General features: G+C 37.0%; 13 protein-coding genes. 5 read left to right on the top strand and 8 right to left on the bottom strand.

Going from position 1 to position 20666, the window contains the following annotated elements:
• Window positions 1-10: 10 nt before the first annotated feature.
• The 4 genes from BC008_RS05250 to BC008_RS05235 form a co-directional block, all read right to left on the bottom strand.
• Window positions 11-1063, bottom strand: a complete 1053-nt coding sequence (locus BC008_RS05250) for a serine hydrolase (RefSeq protein WP_058183277.1) — start codon at window positions 1061-1063, stop codon at window positions 11-13.
• A 28-nt stretch (window positions 1064-1091) separates the two neighbouring features.
• Window positions 1092-2450: a serine hydrolase gene (locus tag BC008_RS05245; protein WP_058183279.1), complete on the bottom strand. Its 1359-nt coding sequence runs from the start codon at window positions 2448-2450 to the stop codon at window positions 1092-1094.
• 574 nt (window positions 2451-3024) lie between these two features.
• Window positions 3025-3204, bottom strand: coding sequence for an ABC transporter C-terminal domain-containing protein (locus BC008_RS05240; RefSeq protein WP_058183281.1), 180 nt, complete (start codon window positions 3202-3204; stop codon window positions 3025-3027).
• A gap of 323 nt (window positions 3205-3527) precedes the next feature.
• Window positions 3528-3848, bottom strand: a complete 321-nt coding sequence (locus tag BC008_RS05235) for a hypothetical protein (RefSeq protein WP_027842849.1) — start codon at window positions 3846-3848, stop codon at window positions 3528-3530.
• A gap of 593 nt (window positions 3849-4441) precedes the next feature.
• On the opposite strand from BC008_RS05235, the gene BC008_RS05230 reads away from it, so the two are divergent.
• Window positions 4442-5458, top strand: a complete 1017-nt coding sequence (locus BC008_RS05230) for a sulfate/molybdate ABC transporter ATP-binding protein (RefSeq protein WP_027842850.1) — start codon at window positions 4442-4444, stop codon at window positions 5456-5458.
• 185 nt (window positions 5459-5643) lie between these two features.
• Here BC008_RS05230 and BC008_RS05225 read toward each other — a convergent pair whose 3' ends face one another.
• The 4 genes from BC008_RS05225 to BC008_RS05210 all read right to left on the bottom strand — a co-directional run bounded on the left by BC008_RS05225 (window position 5644) and on the right by BC008_RS05210 (window position 13714).
• Window positions 5644-6987: a YCF48-related protein gene (locus tag BC008_RS05225; protein WP_027842851.1), complete on the bottom strand. Its 1344-nt coding sequence runs from the start codon at window positions 6985-6987 to the stop codon at window positions 5644-5646.
• A 39-nt stretch (window positions 6988-7026) separates the two neighbouring features.
• Entirely contained in the window at window positions 7027-8544 is a 1518-nt protein-coding gene (locus tag BC008_RS05220) for a ferritin-like domain-containing protein (RefSeq protein ID WP_027842852.1), read from the bottom strand.
• 94 nt (window positions 8545-8638) lie between these two features.
• A complete protein-coding gene (locus BC008_RS05215) occupies window positions 8639-11047 on the bottom strand; it encodes a hypothetical protein (protein ID WP_058183283.1) in 2409 nt (802 codons plus the stop codon).
• A gap of 861 nt (window positions 11048-11908) precedes the next feature.
• On the bottom strand, window positions 11909-13714 hold the full coding sequence (locus BC008_RS05210; protein ID WP_058183285.1) for a ShlB/FhaC/HecB family hemolysin secretion/activation protein: 1806 nt from the start codon (window positions 13712-13714) through the stop codon (window positions 11909-11911).
• A gap of 576 nt (window positions 13715-14290) precedes the next feature.
• On the opposite strand from BC008_RS05210, the gene BC008_RS48060 reads away from it, so the two are divergent.
• From BC008_RS48060 to BC008_RS05190, 4 genes are all read left to right on the top strand, one after another.
• Window positions 14291-15451, top strand: coding sequence for a filamentous hemagglutinin N-terminal domain-containing protein (locus BC008_RS48060; RefSeq protein ID WP_153009519.1), 1161 nt, complete (start codon window positions 14291-14293; stop codon window positions 15449-15451).
• A gap of 40 nt (window positions 15452-15491) precedes the next feature.
• Window positions 15492-16436, top strand: coding sequence for an S-layer family protein (locus tag BC008_RS48055; RefSeq protein WP_027842854.1), 945 nt, complete (start codon window positions 15492-15494; stop codon window positions 16434-16436).
• A gap of 17 nt (window positions 16437-16453) precedes the next feature.
• Window positions 16454-19042 carry a CHAT domain-containing protein gene (locus tag BC008_RS05195; RefSeq protein ID WP_027842855.1) on the top strand — a complete coding sequence of 863 codons (2589 nt, stop codon included), beginning with the start codon at window positions 16454-16456 and terminating at the stop codon, window positions 19040-19042.
• Between the two features lie 298 nt (window positions 19043-19340).
• Window positions 19341-20276, top strand: coding sequence for a DUF928 domain-containing protein (locus tag BC008_RS05190; protein ID WP_027842856.1), 936 nt, complete (start codon window positions 19341-19343; stop codon window positions 20274-20276).
• Window positions 20277-20666 lie beyond the last annotated feature (390 nt).

The following is a 20666-nucleotide window of genomic DNA, read 5'->3' as shown; positions in this document are numbered from 1 at the left end:
CCTTTAATTATTAAATTGCTTGAAAAGCTATAGTGCTTATTTTGCATAGCTTGTGGCTTTTCTTAGTGCCATTCCACTCTAGACTATCAATCGCAACAGGGTTGGTTCCTTCAAATTCTCTAACATCCGGAAGTGGAAATTTTGCTAGTTCGACTAAAAGCGATTTACGTTTGGCTAAATCACCTTTGCGATAATCCCCGAGTAATTTACGATTTTGGGAACCTTTTAAAACAAATAGTTCGCGGGTTGTGAGGAAAGGACGATTGCGAGGCGAAATCAATTCCAGTGATTCTTTTCCGAGCAAATTGATTAAAATATCTGTTGCTGTGTTATCACTTACAGATATCATCAAGATTGCAAGAGTTTGTATTGTTACTGGTGAACCATCTGGCCAATTATGTAAAATTCCTGAAGGTAAGCTTTTGGACTCTGCATTAAATGTAACTACATCACTCCAAGAACGTTTTCCTAAAGTAATTTCCTGCTGGAGTGCTTGGAGTACGGCTAGTTTGAAAGCTGAACCGACAGCAAGTGGATTTTTACTATTGAGGTCAGCTAATGTTGATTCATCTTCCTTAACTAAAAAACTGACTTTACCCGGTAAAGCTTTAAATTCAGCCAATGCTTTCTCTAGACTACCAATGTTAAGCTTGGGAGCTTGAAATAATAATCCTGTGATTTGTTTTTTTGAATTCAAAACTATTTTTGTCGGAACAGAGCCTTTACTCAAAATAATCAAATAGTCACTACCATTTTGTTTGACTTCTTGATAGGTTCCCAGTTGCTTTTTAATATCCGCGATTATCAACTTTACTTGTTCGACAGGAATCTGATTCACAAAAATGGGTGCAAACCAATCAGATTTGATTTCTTTTGCAGTAAATAATCGCTCCAGTGCTATTTTTGGAGAAATCGTTTCAGCAGAAGTTTGATTTTGCACAATAGTTTCAGCTAAGTACTGTGGTGGTAAATTTACTACTGCTTTTGCTGAAGCAGGAAATACTAAAGACCCAGAAAACAAGAAAATAGCAGAAAAAATTGTCAAACAGAAACGGGAAAACATTTTTTAGCCCAATAGTTACTAATAAAGCTTACTTTCTGTTTGCAAGAACAGATAATACTCCTTTATAGAGTTTAGAAAATTTTGACTGTTCTAAAGGTGCATCCTTGTTATTCCAAGTAGCAACTACACAGTAGCTTTTACCATTTTTTCCCTGCAACCAACTAGTGAGGTTTAAAACTCCAGGTTCGGAACCACCTTTAAATGCAACTTTTTCCCAATCCTTAGGATTAACCATTCCTGGATTAATACCCATTAACGATAAGTGTCCGACTTCTGCCATAATTCCACATAATTCTTGGGCGCTAAAAAACCACTCCACATCAATAGCAACAGGGTCTACTCCCTCAAATTCACTGATAGTAGGAAGCGGAAGTTTAGCAATTTCAGGTAAAAGTGACTGACGCTGAGTTTCTGTCGCTTGACGATAACGATTGAGCAACATTCTATTTTGTGGACTTTTTAAAACAAAAAGTTCTCGAGTTGTGAGAAAAGGACGATTACGGGGTGAAGTTAATTCTATTGTTTGTCTCCCAAGTAAGTTTATTAAAGTATCTGTCGCTGTATTATCACTTACGGATATCATCAAAGTCGCAAGACTTTTAAGTGTTAATGGCGAACCATCTTCCCAACCATGCAAGATACCGGATGGTAAACTTTTCCAGTCTGATTGAATTGTTACAATATTATTCCAAGAACGCTTATTCAAATCAATTTCTGACTTGAGTATTTTGAGAATAGCAAGTTTAAAAGCCGAAGCGACTGCAAGGGGTTCCGTACTGTTGAGCTGGACTAATGTTGCTTCACCTTCCTTGACTAAGAAACTCACTTCACCAGGTAAAGCATCGAATTCAGCCATCACTTCCTTCAAGGCTGTATCTTCAGAGCTTGGAGATTGATTAACTTCAGTTGCTGAAGATTTATTTACATCAGGTTGCGGAGATTGAGTAACACCAGTTTCTGGAGATTTATTTTGACTGGGTTTTGAAGGTTGACCAACTTCAGCTTCAATAGAGGGATCGACCTTAGGTGTTACTGTTTGGTTAACTTCAGTTTCTGGGGATTGAGTATTCTTTGTTTCGGTAGATTCATTAGCCTCAGTTTCTGAAGATTGATTAACCTCGTTTCTTGGAGGTAGATCGCCTGTAGAATTTGGAGATTGGACAAATAATTTTGCTTTGGGAGATGTCTCAGCAACCAAAGTTAAATTTTGAGAAGTTAAATTTTGAGAAGTTAAATTTCGAGAAATTAAATTTCGAGAAGTTAAATTTTCTGCTGAATATTCTCCCGATAACTTTGTCTGTGCTGAAGCTGACTCGGGAAAGGCTAAAAATGCTGGTAAAAAGATGATAGAAGAAAAAGTAGTAACTAAATATCGATAAAAAGACATTAATTTAATATAAATACTATCCCTGATAAAACTTATGAATTGATTTAACTTATTAAATTCAATATTTACATTTTCTAAGGTGATTCTCTAAAAATTTTCCTTAATGCAAAGTTTAGAATATATATAAAGGAGTTTCTAAAAAATGATTATCATACATAGTTTTACTCACAATTACAAATAACTTATTTCTACAGTTAATGGCTAGCTCCTAGTGGTATATACCATAAGTCATAGATTTTAATTTATAACCCCTAATTGTTTTAAGAGTCAAATATCAAAAATTAATTACAGAATATCTTCTGATTTAGAAGTACTTAGTGGAAAGCTCGCATCATTTAGAAAAGTAATTAAGTTACAATCAATTCTTGCAAAGAATACCAGCAAATTATTATTTAGGTAAAGATGAAAAAAGGTAAAATTTAATATTATTACTAATTCAAGTCATTTTTGTGCAGATATTTTTCATACAAGTATTTTTAAATGCAAGAGGGGATTGAATTTTGCTAAAAAAACTCGGTTTATGGGGAAACCGAGTATGTATTGATATTGCATTTTGTCAATTAGAAATCAAATATTAGGCTGTATCCTCTTGATTCATCTGGCGTTCTATACTCTCAATAGCTGCATTTAGAGCTGCTATTCTTGTTTCTAAATGGTCGCGCATTCTTCTAAGGAATGTCAGCTTACGTTCCTGATGAGTCTTGTAGGAAGCTGTTTGACCACCACAGCAATAGTTATTCCAAAAAGGAAACATAGTACGTCAATTGAATATATCTCTAATTATATATTGACTCTTTTTTCAAAAAATAGTCACCTTCTAAAGATAAAAGTCAGAAAGTTATCAATTTGAAATTTTTTTATAAATGTAACAACAAATACAGGCAGAGACGCAACATAATACGTCTCTACCTTTTAAAGATTTAAGGGAAGGATATCATAAGGTAAGCTACATATCTTACCTGTAGATTAATTTCATATTTTTGCAAACAGTACCCCACAGAATAGAATATTTAATTGATTGGAAATCCCTACTCCCTTATTCAACTCTACAATTTTTGAGATTAAGTTCAGATATTTCTAGTTTTTTTTGACTTTTTGAGCCATATCCATGAAATAGTCCATGTCAGTTCGGCGAGGTTTACGATTATTAAAACTACTCGTAGTTGTGTTAACTGTATTTGTTAAATCTTTAACAGTTGATGGAGTATCTATTGTTAGATTAACATCTTGTGGTTTTTCAGATTCTACAAAGTATTTAGTTTCTGAAGAAAAACCGAATAATTGATTTATAGAACTGGATATTTTGCCGAAAAAGCCCGAAATACCTCTAAATAAAACAGATAAAAAACTTCCTAGACGAATGAAAAAGTTTTGAAAGGTTTGATTGAGACGAGACATATCGGACGCCTCCTTTAGCCAATTTACATTTGTACACCTAATAAATATATTATTACTGGTTTGTGCCGAGTGAATTTACCTGAAGGGGTAATCCTAAAGAGGTAATTTTTAATCAAGCGAAGAAGAGTACGCTTAATTTGGGGAAAAATAATTCTCAGTAATTTATAGCTAAATTGATAACAAAGCCCAGTCACTTTGAAAAAGCAACCGGGTATCTGTAAGAAATTTATGGCTGTTACATACTTAAGTATTTAATCTACCTTTGTGTCTTAATTTATTCCAGGTCAATTTTTAACAAAAAACCAGTTTTGCATAACAACCACTAATTAGCTCTTAATCCTATTTTTGTATAAAGATGCAATTTATTTTATTGTAAAGACGTTACATGTAATGTCTCTACAGAATTTATTTAGCGCAACTTTATACAGAATTGGTATACCACTTCTTGCGTTACCAATACATTTTTACTCTGTAACAAAAAATGCATTGTATCTATAGCAGCGAGCCATTTAATCAAGTAACAATAATATGGTATATGTAAAATACAGTATCCCTACCAACAAACCGTAGATTAATTCCGAGGTGCTACAAGCGTGGGCATAATAGTAGAAAACGTATCCAAGCAGTTTGGAAGCTTCAAAGCTGTTGATAGCGTTAGTTTAGAAATTGGAAGTGGTTCGCTTGTAGCATTATTGGGACCGTCTGGTTCGGGTAAGTCTACATTGTTACGCTTAATTGCTGGTTTAGAATTACCAGATAGTGGCAAAATACTACTTACAGGTAAAGACGCCACTTATCAAAGCGTTCAAGAACGAAACATTGGTTTTTTATTTCAGCACTACGCTTTGTTCAAGCACATGACCGTGTGCAAAAATATTGCCTTTGGTTTAGAAATTCGTAAAGCACAGAAAGCTAAAATCAAAGCGCGAGTAGAAGAATTGTTAGAATTAGTCCAACTGAGCGGGCTTGGCGATCGCTATCCTTCCCAGCTGTCCGGGGGACAAAGACAAAGGGTAGCTCTAGCAAGGGCTTTAGCACCGGAACCAAAAGTATTACTTCTAGACGAACCATTTAGTGCTCTTGACGCTAGGGTTCGTAAGGATTTGCGAGCATGGTTACGTAAATTACACGATGAAGTTCATGTTACTACAGTTTTCGTTACCCACGATCAAGAGGAAGCAATGGAAGTTTCCGATGAAATTGTGGTTATGAATAAGGGACGAGTGGAACAGATTGGTACCCCAGCAGAGATTTATGATCGCCCTGCGACAGCTTTCGTAATGAGTTTTATTGGTCCAGTAAATGTTTTACCGAGTAGTTCCAATATATTTCAAAGTAATGGTTTTGATAGCGCCCACCCAGAAATGTTTTTACGTCCCCAAGATATAATTGTGGAAACATCTCCCAATGGAACTACAGTTGCGGCTCGGGTAAGTCGTTTGATTCATCTGGGGTGGGAAATTCAAGCAGAATTGACTTTGGATGACGGACAAGTTGTGACTGCGCATTTAACCAGAGATAGATTTGATGAGTTAAACTTAGAGCCACAACAAAGGGTATATGTCAAACCCAAGGATGCAAAGTCTTTTCCTTTATATTTTTCTATTTAATGAAAAGACCTCATTAAGCTTTGGGTATTTTTCCTGGATTTGACATCTTTTGAGAAGTAAGGACTATGCACTCATAACAATATATTGGGTGTTTGGGATTACTACTTCACAATGGGAAAAATTTTGCTAATCCTAAGTCACAATCACTTTAACTGCGTTATCTACATGTAAGTCCTGGTAACATTTTATTGAGGTTTTAAACTAATTACCCGACTTTCCGCATTACCATCTACAGTCAATCTGTAAATAAAAATTCCAGGTGGTAAAGATTCTCCCGCGTCATTCTTACAGTTCCACACAACTGATTTTTGACCAGCACTAGGATTACTATCATCAACCAGTTTGCGAACATAAGTACCAAATCGATCCCAAATATCAATTGTCACTTTTTGGACATTATCTGGTAAGGTATATTTGATATCTACTGATTTTTTAAATACTGCCGGTTTATTGGTTGTTAGAAATCTTAAAGGTGTTACCCTATCGGCCAAAGCCGCTGTGACTGGTGCTGTAGAATATTTGTAAACAGTCAGACCTGAAGCATAACCAACAGTTACGGGATTACCAAAAAATCGAAAGCGATTGATAAATTGACCGATGTGATTTGCATCTTCCCAGTTTTCTCCTCCATTTTTTGTTTCACTGCTATAACCACCTTCAAAATTTTCATCTCCCCAGCCACCGACCCAGCCGAGGTTCTCATCAACAAATCCTACACCTTCCAGATTGGCGTTTCCTTGAGGATCGTTAATGGGAAGTCTGACCCAATTTTCCCCACCATCTGTTGTTTTGAGAATTGCACCTCGAGTAAAGTTCTCTAGAGAGATAAAACCAATGCTCTCATTGATAAACTGAATTTTCCAACCCCATTCTCCAAGCGGAAAAGAATCACTAATATCAGCGACTCGGTTTACCCAAGTTTTTCCCCCGTCTTCTGTATAGAGAACCACTGGAATGACATCATCACGACTGGGGTTCGCAATACTTGAGTCGGCTTTTCCGCCAACAACCCAACCACGATTTTCGTCAATGAAATAGTTATCAACCAACAGTGTGGCATATTCGCTCATATCCCATGCAGTCCAAGTTGCTCCCCCATCAATAGTTCTAACCATACGCGGGGGACGATTAGGATAATTAGTCCCGGAACCGTAAACAACCGACTCACTGACAACTGAAAGACCGCAAATTGCTGAGGGAGCAAGTTCGGGAAGAATATTTTCAATTAATTTCCAGTTTTGACCGCCATCGACAGTAGAGTAGAGGCGTTTTCCTCGACTCAAAGTTCCTGCCCATCCTTTTAAGGGATTAGCAAAACCAATACACCTCAAGTAAACATTATCCTGAAGTTGTTCCACCCACGTATCGCCGCCATCGGTAGTTTTGATGATTTGACCGTTACTATTAACAGCCCAACCGACCATAGGATCGATAAACCAAATATCATCAGTTCTCGAACTAGCTATGGGTGCATTTGTTGGAAACCATTGTAAATTTGTATTTGAATTTAAATTTGCAAAATTTGTCATGATAAATATTTCCTCTTGTTTAGGGATAAAGTGTTGGGTTTACAGGGGAAAATCACTATCTTTCCAGTTCTTAAATAGATTAATTCTTGCTTCTGTCCAAGGACCTTCAGGAAGTAAAGGCATGGATCTAGAAGATACTGAATTTAAAATTGCATCTGCATCATTTTTTACAGTCTCATAATCACCAAGATCGACGCGAAATCTGGGTATCCTTTTCATATGATCTATATCCATCGGTGAAAATAATTGAGAAATTCCATTTGTCCAGCTTCCTCCATTAGGTTCGAGAGAAATGGTGTGGGCTATTTTCTTTTGTGCTGTTGATACTTCAGTTAAAGCTTCTCGTAACTGGGGATAGGACTCAGTTCTAGAACCATTAATCAGCGCGTCACAAGCCTGAGCAATTTCTTGTAACCTCTCTTGAAAAAATATCCAAGCACTACTCATCTGAGGAAGCAACTGCACATCTGCATAAACTTCAAAACTTGGTCCTGCATTCATACCTGGGAAATCTTCACCTGCAGGTAGTTGGGTAATTGCTCTAGCCAGAGGAGAAATGCCAAAAGGCATAAGATTAATAAACGCACTTTTGAGAATGTACATCTGCTCCTCATTTTCTTCAGTATGAGCAAAGAAACGTAGGAGGATTTGCAGCATTACTTCATAAAGAGCAACTAAGATTTCCGCTACATCGCGACTTAAGGAATCAGTAATGATGTTGGCTCCAGGAGTTGTATTATCTTGTTGAAGACTTAAAAGGGGATTTTCAATTACTGGACGAGTAGGTTGAAAATTGGGGTCGCTTTGTAATTCAGTTAGATACTCTTCACGAATTTTGGTGAATTTAGTAAAATGACTGTCATCTCTTCGGCTAGGAGAACCTTCACCCTGGACGATAATTAAATCGATTGCTTCCATGGCTGAATTCAAGTCTTTCACCTGAATCATCTCTCGAAAAATCCCAGTTGCTTGGGCGTCAGGGGGTCCAATAAATAATTTTTCACCGATAGTTTCAAAGCCTTGGCGGATTAGTTCGTAAAGTTCTCCAATGGTGTTATATTCAATTTTTCTCGGAATCAACGGTTTTGGTAGTGCTGTAATCAGTGCGAGCAATTCCTCATCTCTAATTCTTTGACAAAACTGAGTCCAATTGTCTCTTTGTTCCTCATTATCAAAACTATTTGGTAATTCAAAGCAAATATAACGGTTTAGTGTGGTTTCATTGAAAGGCGCTAGTTTGAATTGAAGCTTTAAAGAACTATAGGTTTTAGCTTGGGGAAAATTTGCACGGCGAAAATATGGCGCTCCACCTATAGCTGTAAGCAGATTGCTAACTAATGCTAAATGCAGCATTTCCTGGACTGCAATTTCATTGATTCTCCGCCGCCACCGATTAATCTTTGTTAATTGAGCTTGAGAAACACCCTCCGAGGTAAATTCTTTTAAACTGAAAGCAGTAAAAAGATACTGACAAGAAAGGGAGTGTTCTAATTCTGCTGCTTGGGAAAGAAGATAAAGTAAATCTTCCCTGGTTTTGACTGGATTCTCTGTATTCATAACGATACTGTTACTGGCTCAACTTTCTGAAGAAAAGAAAAATTTTGCAAAGCTTTATTCATCGAAAGATTGATTTCGTATAAATTTGTAATTGTTATTCGGAAGCGATCGCTGTAAATTCTTGTACTGCAATATTGTTATCACAATGTACTAATTTTGCTACTGGAATAGATCCATTCCCATCGAGCAAATCAATATTACTAATATCATTGTCTGCCGTAACGCTTAGTAGGAGGCTATAGTTACCGACTGATTTTGGTTGCCACTCGAACGGTCCGATGATTACTTCACTATTGGATGAGATGGAAGCACCAGCAGAAATCGGTGAAGCAGTAAGATTTTCCCAAGCTGATGGCCAGATTTTATCGCCTTCTTCCTCAGTTACAAATGCACTAGCTTTGATATTATTAGCCTGAGTTATGCCACGATTTTTTACTTTTACATAAATAAAATTATTAGTTCCGCTAACTGGAATTTGGTGTTCTAAGCCATGATCGGGATTGTGGCGAATCCAAATATCATTTGTTCCCATGGAAAAAGTTGACAAGGGTTCATAACTACCCTTCCGACCATCGTCAATATATACATCAACTTCTGGAGGGAAACCGGCTGTATTTATTGGTCTTGGGGTACCTGGAGGTTGATAAAGACCTTGTTGTTCAAAAGCCCAACGGATAACTTTATGAACTGTTCCCCCTGGTTGTCCTTCAAAGTTCAAGGTATTCATATCACTTTCCATCAAGATATTTGCATACTCTTGTGCATCCTCTGGCTGAGCAGTGGAACTAAGAGTTCCAATGGATTCAAAGATCAGGTAAGTGACGTACCGAGCTGCAAAGCGACGAACTTCTAGATCTTTATGGTCTCCACCAATTGCTCGATATAACTTGAAAAGAGTGGATGAGAGAATCTGTTCCCGTTCATAACCAGCGCGGTCAGTAAAACGATCATCCTTATTTCCACCCCATGCGTAACCAGAGGAAACTGAATGATCGTGGCGACGAGGAATGATTGTCCAAGGATAGGTGAGTCCTCGATCTGGGGCTTTTGACTCTGCATCGTTAAGAATTGCTGCTAGACTATCCCCAGCACTATGGGCGAACTTGAAGTTTGGAGAGTTAACGTTATCCCACAAGATAGCATGACCAAATTCATGTAACACCACACGCCATTCAACAGCCATCCCCACTTGTGTGTCTTTTTCCACAAGAGCAAAGCGAAATCCGTCAGACCCGTTTCCGAAAATATTACCGGGTGCTTGTGCATTTACAACATTGCTGCTTAAGTTACCAAATCTATCTCGGAATTGGACGCGATGATCCACTGATACAGGGAAAGTTGTGCCGTCGAAATAGGATTTTACATCAAAGCCCATTTCCTCCATCATCCGAAACAGGCGATCGCAGTGATAGTAAGCATTAACCGCAGCAAAGTCGTCTGTTGGAACAGAATAGGAAAAATCATTTGGTGGAATTGTCGTGGGTGATACTGAGTTAGGAGAACTAATATTCACAATTTTTACGAACTCACCTTCTAGTTTCTGGGGAGTACCAATTTGAGGAGGTGGCTGAAGACCAAATAAAGTAACTCTATCTCGTAGAGAATTTAAGATACTAACAGGAGAAGAAGCTTTTATCGACTGATCGCCCGTTTTTGTCAAGGGATCCTGAAGGTATACATGACCATCAAGGCATCCAATGAATGCTGACAAATATAATACTGTCCCTGATTCTGGTTCAATAAAAGCCCTCCAGTTTAGGGAACCCATATTAGGATCGTTTAAAGTAAACAACACTTCAACAACAATATAATACTGTCCTGACTGAAAATGACTTGGTATAGGAGGTGGAATCAGTTTTGGAGCCGCAACTTGCACTTGTGTTTCGTCATTCTCTTCAGGTTCGCCATATCCATTACCGCGATCGTCAGCATTGTACTGATAAATTAGTAGTCGTTTGCTATTAACTTCTGGACGTGGTTTGTTTGCTTCTAAAGCCAGTAGATTTGCCAGGATATCTGCATTAATATGCTCTGGCATATATTGTGCGTCGGATGGTGGAGGTTCAACTTCAATTTCAGTATGTACCGCACTCTGAGAACTAGTGACACTTAAGGGATGGTTACGCATTCGTACAGTTAGTCCAGCTTCCCATACAAGTAATCCCATGTAGGTTTGGGCGTAAGAGACAGTAACCTGATTTCTTGTAACCTTCTCTTCCAAAAATTTGAGTCGCGATTCCTCTTGGATAACTTCCTCTGCGACAGCAGCATTCAAATCAGCAGAAAGTTCAGAGTCAAGCTGATAAGCCGGAAGTACTTCTCTAACATATTGTTCGGCGATTACACGTGGAGCAATTTCCACGTCTGCGGATAAGCTTGCATCAAGACTCCTATCTGCTGCAAATCTCCGGACAGTATAAGGCTGACGTGGGTGATAAAGTTGGCGAACAATCCCGTTATTATTTCGTTTTACTGAAACATTGGGTGTAATTTCAAATGTCATAACTATACGACCTCTATAATGTCAGAACTATTTATTTTTAAAATCCCAAATTTATTAAGAACTCCAATGAAAAAATTAGGGTACAGCACTTGTTATAGCTAATACAGTCTCTTTTTTAGGAGTAAAAGCTAAACGGGTACAATGCGATTTCGTGAGATCCAATTTTGATTTTTAATTATTGGGGTAAATTCTCAATCTTTTCAAACCCAAATTAGTAATTATTCATGGATATTACATAACAAATATTCAACAAACAAGTAACTTAAATCACATTGTGACGATTTTTCACAAAATCACGTTGCTCCCAAGCTAAACTGACTACAATAGAGAAGATACTAGCCCAAGCAGCTACTAATACCACTAAAAATGCAATTATTTCTTCCCTGGTATTTTTACGTGCTTAAGTAAAACGTACTTCTTGTAATTTTCCTGGAGCAAGGTTGTTAGTGGAGAATGGAAAGAAACGCCCTAGCAAACCTAAGGATTAGTAGTTTACTATTTTCGGAGCAATACGCTCACAAATCTTATGGTAGCTATTGGAAGCCCCACCATATCGCGTCATAAAACTTTCTGTTTTATTTCCTCTACTTCACCACAATATAAGCTATGGGATTTTTTTATTTTCTAGGTATCTATATAATAGTTACGTACCCCACAAACTTATGCACTTCTGAAAGCCTTAGTATATTAAAATGTGGGGTTGGCTTTAGAATAAACCCTAAAAAAGCAAAAGAATTTGTATTATGCTTGTTATTTTAATTTTTTTGCGAAATATTCTTAAAGGAGTGCGTTTACCGGTTATTTTGTAGTTTTTAGTCTGGTTCCCTGTGCGAGTCTAAACTCTAGCAAATCCCCAATTCCTTAAAAAGGATTAGCAATAATCGAAAAGTAAAGTCCATTTTCTTGCAAACTATCTTTATCCCCAGAAACAGAAACTAAAGGTATACCCCAATCAAAACGGGCGCTGAGGCGATCTTCAAGTTGTAAACGTAAGCCCAAACCAGCAGAAACTAAAGTATTTGGGTCAGAATTAGAACTGGTACTTTCTCTACCACTACGATTCCAAGCTGTACCAAAATCAATAAAAGGAGCAACCTGCAATAAACTTCTGTTTCTTGAAAAGCGAAATATGGGAATCCTAACCTCTGCAGAAGCAAAAATACCGTTGTCCTTAAGCAGCGCATCTTGACGATAACCGCGAATACTTTCTTGACCCCCCAAACCAAATTGTTCGAATGGAACTAGTGGTCGATCCGCAAATTGCATATCTCCACGCAACAGTAATAAGGTGTCTTTTGCTAATAAACGTACCCACTGCATTTGTCCCCTCCAAGCGTAAAAATTACTATCCGGGGACGTTTCATTAATAGTTGAATTGAGCCAATCAACCCCAATACTAAATTGAGACCGTAAAGCGAATACTTGTTTGCGATCGCGAGATGTCCAATCTTGAAAAAACCGAATAGCGCTAACTTTCGTTTTTCCCTCAGCATCAGCACCGGAGGCTTGAAAAGGTACTTCATCGTCGAGAAATCTGGCTTCACTTTCTCGACGAGATAGAGTTATACCTAAACCTAATTCCTGCTGAGTTTTTTCTACTATTGGTTGGCGAAAACTAACTTCGTAATATCGGGAGTCAGATTGAATATCAAGAATATTAAAAGGCTCTTCAATAACTTTATTCTCAGAAATTCCATAATTTAAAGATATGGTACCGTTACGGGGATTAATTGGTAATTTATAATGAAAATCAAAAGAATTACTACCATCAGTATTTTTATAGCTTCCACTTATACTATCGCCATAGCCCAATAAATTAGTATCACCAACCTGAATTTGACGACGAAAAGTACCGACACTTGGAGAACGTGCATTATCTAAGATTAAAGAAGTTTGAAAAGTATTTGTTTCTCGAATTTCTATTTCTAGAAGACTTTCTCCCGGACGAGTTCCCGCAGATAATTTTGCCGAAATATTTTCAATTAGGGGATTAATTTGTAATAACTGTAAGGCTTTTAATAATTTTTCCCGATTTAGGGGTTTTTTGGTCGATCTCGCAAGTCTGCTCCGGATATAACTGCGTTTAAGTTTTTGATTTCCTCTAACTTTTATATCTTCTAGCTTCCCTTCAATAACTTTAATTTCAACTACACCATCTTTAAATTTCTGTGGTGGAATAAAAGCTCCGGATGTAATGTATCCCTTACTAATATAGAGATTAGTAATTTCCGATCTAACTTTAAATAACTCTGCAATTGTTAAGGGACGGTTGAGATAAGGTGTAATAATCTTGTCAAAGTCTTTTTGTTTAAAAGCAGTACTACCAGTAATGACAAACTGCTTTACAGTTATTTGTCGAGAAGTATCGCCTGGTAAAGTAAATTCTGGTTCTGACAACCTAGGTTTTGGTAATAAATCTTCTGGTGGTGGTAATTGTTGTGGTGCTTGTGGTTCTTCGAATGGCTTATTTGGAGACGGTTCAATATTTCTAGGGTTAATATCAATATCCTGTCGGTTAACATTTGGGTTTTGCACTACCTGAGAATTTACTGGCTTTGATGAAGCTAAGCTTGCAACTGCGACTAAATTCAAGCTTAGACAAAGCTTACAAATAACAAATCTCAATTTTGATGTAGTAATTTTCACAAGCACTTTTTCAAAAGCCATTAAATTAAAGTGGAAATAAAAATTAGAGTGAAGATAATATTAAATCTAGAAATCTCAATCCTAAACTTTATTCAAAACCAAGGCTCATGTTCATTTAAGTACTTAAAAAAGAACAAGTAATCAGTATAAACTCTGATTTAATTTAAAGCTTTATTTATTCGTTCAGAGTAAAATATGTTGAAAAGGCTGAACCACACCTGACGTGAAATAGAAGCTTAAATGGCATAATTCCTTGGAAACTAGGACAAAAGTGATTTCGGTAGTTTGTAAGCCTTGAGATTAGAAATTTTGGCGTTGGTGAGTGCGTAATGCTTTAAGTACAAAATATCTACAAAAAATCAATGTTTCAATAATTCGATTTCTTAATTAGCATTCTCTATTCAGCAACGCTGAAGTTTTAATATTAAGGAACTGGGGAATATAGATTAAATCAAATGCAAAAGTGGGTACTGTTAGAATTACGTAACTTACTATTCCAAATTTAAGAATTACGGATTATTGAATTCTCATTCCTACATAGATTCATAATTAGATCTTAATCTATCAAAAAATGGGGAAAGCTAGATCTAGAACCAAATGAGTATTTGCAAGATGAGAGGGATAGAAAAAGCTGTAAGTGAGAAACGAATAGCACTTTTTTCTAGTTTAGCGATCAAAATTTTAGCTTCAAGCCTTTTTTTACCGATATGTGCGTTTTCCCCACCCATTGCGAAAGCAGAGATAATATCTGATGAAACAACAAATACCACTGTTATTCCCAATGGAAATAATTTTACGATTACTAATGGCACTCGCATAGGAAATAATCTATTTCACAGTTTCAGTAAATTCTCTGTTCCTAACAAAGGTCTAGCTTTCTTTAGTAATGCAGCAGAGATTAAAAATATTTTCAGTCGTGTGACTGGTGGTAATATTTCTCATATTGACGGGCTAATAGGTACAAACGGTAAAGCTAATTTATTTTTTATTAATCCAACAGGGATTATTTTTGGTGAAAATGCTGTTTTGAATGTGGGGGGATCGTTTATTGCTTCAACTGCAGATAGCATTTTGTTTGAGGATACCACTAGTTTTAGTGCCACCGAAGGAAATACACCGCCATTACTAACTATTAGCATCCCAACTGGTTTACAAACCGGAGCGAATCCGGGCAAAATTGAAGTCCAAGGCCCTGGTCACAATCTTATTGTAGATCCCACAACCGGAATAATTGATGCAAGCAATAGACCTTTGGGATTACTTGCTCTACCTGATCAAACCTTAGCATTAATTGGTTCTAAAGTATCTATGGAAGGAGGTAATATTACTGGCTTCGGGGGACGTATCGAAATTGGTAGCATCAGTGCTGACGAAACTATAACTTTAAATCCAAGTAACTCAGGTTTTGTTTTGGGCTACGAAAGTATTGGTAAGTTTGAAGATATCAACATAACTCAAGCTTCCTCAGTTTTTAACACTAATAGTGGAGAAATTCAAATTCAAGGTAAACAAATTACCATTACTGATGCTTCTCCTGTTACAGCGAGTACTCAAAATGATTTACCAGGAGGATCTATTTACGTTCATGCTTCAGAATCACTAACAGCAATCACTAGCAAAACCAATATAATTCCTAGCGGTCTATTTGCTATCGTCTTTGCTGGAGCTAGTGGAAATGGGGGTAATGTCGAGGTTAAAACAGAGGATTTGCGACTTGTGGGCGGAGGACAAATAACAGCCAACAGCCAGCACATTTAGTCAAGGTAATGCAGGTAATATCAAAATTCAAGCACGGGATATGGAAATAACTGGTATTAATTCTTTTGCTACCAGCATCTCTACTGCATCTGTGGGAGCAGCGACTGGAAATGGAGGAAATATCATAATTAATACGGAAAGTTTGCGTGTTAATAATTTGGCGAGAATCAATGTAAGTGGTTCTGATGGAGGGGGCGCTGGTAATATAACTATTAACGCTGACCGGATTAATTTAAGCGACCAAGGTCGCATAGAAGCCCAAGCAGCTGCAGGAAACAGAGGTGATATTCAGTTAAATGCTCAATTTCTTGAGTTACATAACAATAGCAGAATTACTACCAATGCCACTAACACAGCCCATGGTGGTAATATCACCATAAATTCCCCAATTATTATTGGTTTGGAAAACAGCGATATCATCGCTAACGCAGTTGAAGGTAATGGTGGTAATATTGACATCACTACTCAAGGTATCTTCGGTTTACAATTTCGCTCTCGCTTGACTCCAGAAAGTGATATCACAGCTAGTTCAAAATTTGGTGTCAATGGTACGGTAGATATTAATAATTTTGGCGTTGATCCCAGTATTGGTATAGTAGAATTACCTACAGCATTGGTAGACTCATCGCAAGAGATGGCAAAAGGTTGTTCTGGTACATTTGATAACAGCTTTATCATTACTGGTCGAGGCGGAATACCCCAAAATCCTAACGGACAAGTCAGCATCAATCGTCCTTGGTCGGATATTCGCAATTTGTCTGCATACGGTCAAGTAAGTAGTAAAGTAGCTACAACTAATAACCAAGAATCAAGTCAAAAATTTAACCAAGAATCAAGTCAAACATTAATTGTGGAAGCCTCCCATTTAATACGTAATTCCAAGGGAGAAATCGAACTGATAGCTCCAGCTAATTTTGGGAATAATAAATTTAACACTGTCCCAACAACCTGTGCTTCTGTTCGGCGAACAGTCAATAATCAATAGTTATAGTTATCAGGACTATGATTTCTTCTTCTCAACAACGCCGTTTGTATGTCAGTCTCGGCTTATTAGGTTTTTGTCTGGCATTTCTTCTGCTTCTACCTTGGAAATTTACAGCAGTGCAAGCTTCTATTGGGGTTTCTTCAACTGCAAATATCACTCTCAATAGTGGAACTGTAAATCTATTAGAAAAAGGACGAAACCTTTACCATCGAGGAAATTTTACAGAAGCTGCTAATATTTGGCAAATGGCTGCAGAAGAATATCAAAATAAACGCGATCAGCCGAATCAGATCCTGAGTTTGAGTTACCTTTCTCTTGTACAAAAAGAGCTTAACCAGTTCTACAAAGCAGAACAATCAGTCAAAAAAGCCTTAGAGCTTTTGCAACAGACGAAACATAAGACAAACCCAATTATTTGGGCACAGGTACTAAACACTCAAGCTAGTTTGCAACTGCATATGGGTAAGCCCCAAATTGCTTTAGAAAACTGGCAAAAAGCTCAAAGATATTATGAAAAAGCTAGGGATAAACAGGGGAGTTTAGGCAGTCAAATCAACCAAGCACAAGCATTACAAAGTTTGGGATTTTATCGTCGTTCCAGACAACAGCTAGAAGAGATTAACCAACAACTAATGGTAATACCAGATTCTCACATTAAAGTGAGCGGTTTGCGATCGCTTGGCGTTACTTTACAATTGATAGGTCTTTCTCAAGAAAGTCAAGATATTCTGTTAGAAAGTTTAAAAACAGCTAAAAGGATTAATGCAGATGCTGAAATTACTAGTATTTTGCAAACATTAGGTCAAGCTGCAGTTTATTTAAAAGATCCTGATACTGCATTGAGTTATTTTGAACAAGCAGAAAAAGCAGCTAATACTTCTCAAGAAAAATTACAAGCACGCCTACGACGCTTTAAGCTTTTTGTTGATTATAATGTCAATGATCATGCAGTTGGCCTAGCTCCTCAAATATGGCAACAACTCCAGAAACTTCCACCCAGTCACATATCTCTTAATAACAAAATTAATTTTATTACCACATTAAATAAATTAGAAAACAATACACAAAATAAGTCTTCCCGTATTATACCTATTAAGGATTTAGGAGAAGTGCTTGCCCAGACAGTTCAAGGAGCGCGAGAAATTCAAGATCTGCGAACAGAAGCCTATGCTCTGAAAGAATGGGGAAAATTATATAAATCAACAAATCAATTATTCGAAGCACAAAATCTAACTCAAAAATCTTTGAATATTGCTCGTCAACTCCAAGCGGAGGATATAGTTTCTCAGGCTGCTTGGCAACTGGGAAGTTTATATAAAGAACAAAATCACCGAACAGAAGCGATCGCAACTTATAGAGAAGCTGTAGATGCTCTGAAAGCAATTCGGGGGGATTTAGTTGCAGTTAACCCAGATGTACAGTTATCATTCAGTGAAAGTGTAGAACCTGTATACCGAGAATTAGTAGGACTATTACTAGAAAAAGAACCCGATCAAGCTAGTCTAATTGAGGCTCGGAATTTAATTGAATCCTTGCAAATCACCGAGTTAGATAACTTTTTACGAGAAGCCTGTTTAGACAAAGTAGAGCATATTGACACGATAGATCCTACTGCCACGGTTGTTTATCCGATTATCTTACCGGATCGCCTTGCTGTTATCTATTCTACCGCAGGACAACCATTACAGTATGCTGTTACTCGTAAGCCTCAAGCAGAAGTTGAGGAGACTCTAAATCAGCTACTTGCGAGTTTAAGTCCAATTTCTGATGCTCAAGAACGCGATCACTTATCAAAACAAGTATACAATTGGCTAGTCAGCCCAGTAGAAAATACTCAAACCTTTAAGTCAACTAAGACACTGGTATTTGTGTTAGATGGAATACTAAGAAATATACCAATGTCAGCCCTTTATGATGGTCAAAAGTATCTAATCGAGAAGTATGCTGTTACCTTATCCCCAGGTTTACAACTAATTGCAGCAAACTCCTTACAATCCAAAAATATCAATGCAGTAGTTGCCGGTATAAGTGAAGCCCGTAACGGTTTTTCTCCACTCCCCGGAGTCAAATCTGAAGTCACAAAAATTTCTCACATGCTTCCTTCCTCCTCCATTTTGCTCAACTCAAAGTTAACAGAGTCAAAGTTAGGAGAAAAAATGAAGAATAGTCCTGCAAATGTAGTCCATTTAGCAACTCATGGACAATTTAGCTCTCATTTGGACCAAACATTTTTATTGACCTGGGATGAGCAAATAAATATTAAAGAATTATCAGAGCTACTACAAAATCGTCAAGCTCGTAACTCCAAAGATATCGATCTATTGGTTTTGAGTGCTTGTGACACTGCTGCTGGAGATAAACGTGCTGTTTTAGGTTTAGCAGGCTTAGCGGTAAAGTCTGGCGCACGTTCAACTATAGCCTCTTTGTGGCCCGTGAAAGACGAAGCAACTGTATCTTTGATGACAAACTTCTATCGAAAACTTCTTCAACCTGGAACGAATAAAGCAGAAGCGCTCAGACAAGCTCAAATTGACGTAGTTCAAAAAACAAAATTTAAAGAACCATTTTTCTGGTCTGCTTTTGTTTTAGTTGGTAATTGGCAGTAGTTACTATTAAATTTGCAAATTTACATTTTCAAAAAACTAAAAAAATATATCCTAAACAGATTTTTGTAACTTTCTAAATATAAATTTAAACAGTCTTCAAAAAATGTAAGTAATCTCTGGGCGGACTTGAGAAATAAACATTTCTACAATATTAGTAGATTTCAAGAGATAAAAATCTTAAACCTCATAACTTAAAACTTCACAACTCCAGATATTACGCTCGATAACCATAATCTATCAATCCATAATCTAATACTTCCTTTTCTACTAGTCTTTTTTGAATTTATGAGTGTAAGTGATGAAAAAACAAATATTTCTTGGCACTTTAAGTGTATGTACTTTTTTAAGTAGTTTTATATGGACATATTCTAAAAGTGCTTATGCCGTTATCTTTCAACCACCACCTGAGGAAGGTACCCCTAGGGAAGCAAAAGGAGGAGCATCCCGTGGAGATGTAAAATTTGTCCCACCTCCTCAACGTCAAACTCCTAGTCGAACTTATAGTGGTGGTTCTCGAGGTAGTCTATTTACTCCTAAACGGGAAAATGGAGCTCCAAAATCTGGTGTAGGAGGAGCGTCTCGTGGGGATTTATTTACCCCAAAACCAGGAAATGAAACTCCTAAATCTGGAACAGGAGGAGGATCTCGTGGTGATAAAACATCTTCTACTTCTCAAAATATCAATCCTCAAGCTAGTGTAATTTCTCCCCGGACAATTTTACCGCTTTTACCTCAAACTTTTTTCGGTACAACAGTCTCTGAAAACCCCAACATTTTTGTTTATTTACCTGAGTCTACAGCACGAGAAGCAATTTTTAGTTTTAAAAATGCTACTGGTAAGACCTTACATCATGTGAAAATTCCAGTTTCAGGTAAGGCTGAAGTTCTTTCTGTAAAAATTCCCACAAATTTAGAGCTGGAACAGAATTACGAATGGTTTTTGGCACTAAAAGTTAACAATAGGCTTACCCCCAGGACGCCTTACGTTAACGGTTGGATCAAGCGAATTCGACCAAGTTCAGAATTGTTACAGGCTATAGAAGACAAAGATGGTCTTAAACAAGCAATAGCTTTTGGCAAACATGGTGTATGGTATGACTGCATTGAAATTTTAGCAAAACTGCGCGTTAAAAAACCTAATGATAAAATCTTAGATAAACATTGGTCAGAATTGTTAGGTTCTGTTGAATTAAAAGATATTGATAAGGCTCCCATAGTAGCCCTAAATAATTAATTCAAGTTTTCAAGTTTTCAAGTTTTAAAGTTTTCAAGTTTTCAAGTTCATAAGTTTACAAGTTCACAAATCAATAAATTTCAGTAGCACACATTAAAACTATACCCACGACAAGGGATTTAATCGCTTCTTGCATATTTTGCTAAAAGTTTTTTATATCCTTCTAGGAAAGATTTCAGCAATTTTTATTCTCTTCAAGTGATTCAATAATTTGAGGAGAGATTGTAAGAATTTAGAATTCCAAAACTACAAACTGTATGACGATCAACTAGCAACAATAAATCAGATATTTATACTAAATCCAATTCTTAAAACCCTTTACATTTTTTGGGATTTTCCCCACACTTCCCTCTCTCGTTATAAAAAGGGGTAATCAAACCGGATTTAGTA

The sequence above is a fragment of the Mastigocoleus testarum BC008 genome (genome assembly GCF_001456025.1).
GTDB lineage: Bacteria > Cyanobacteriota > Cyanobacteriia > Cyanobacteriales > Nostocaceae > Mastigocoleus > Mastigocoleus testarum.
Note: the sequence above shows the minus strand (reverse complement) of the source record. Positions and strands in the feature narration are given on the sequence as shown.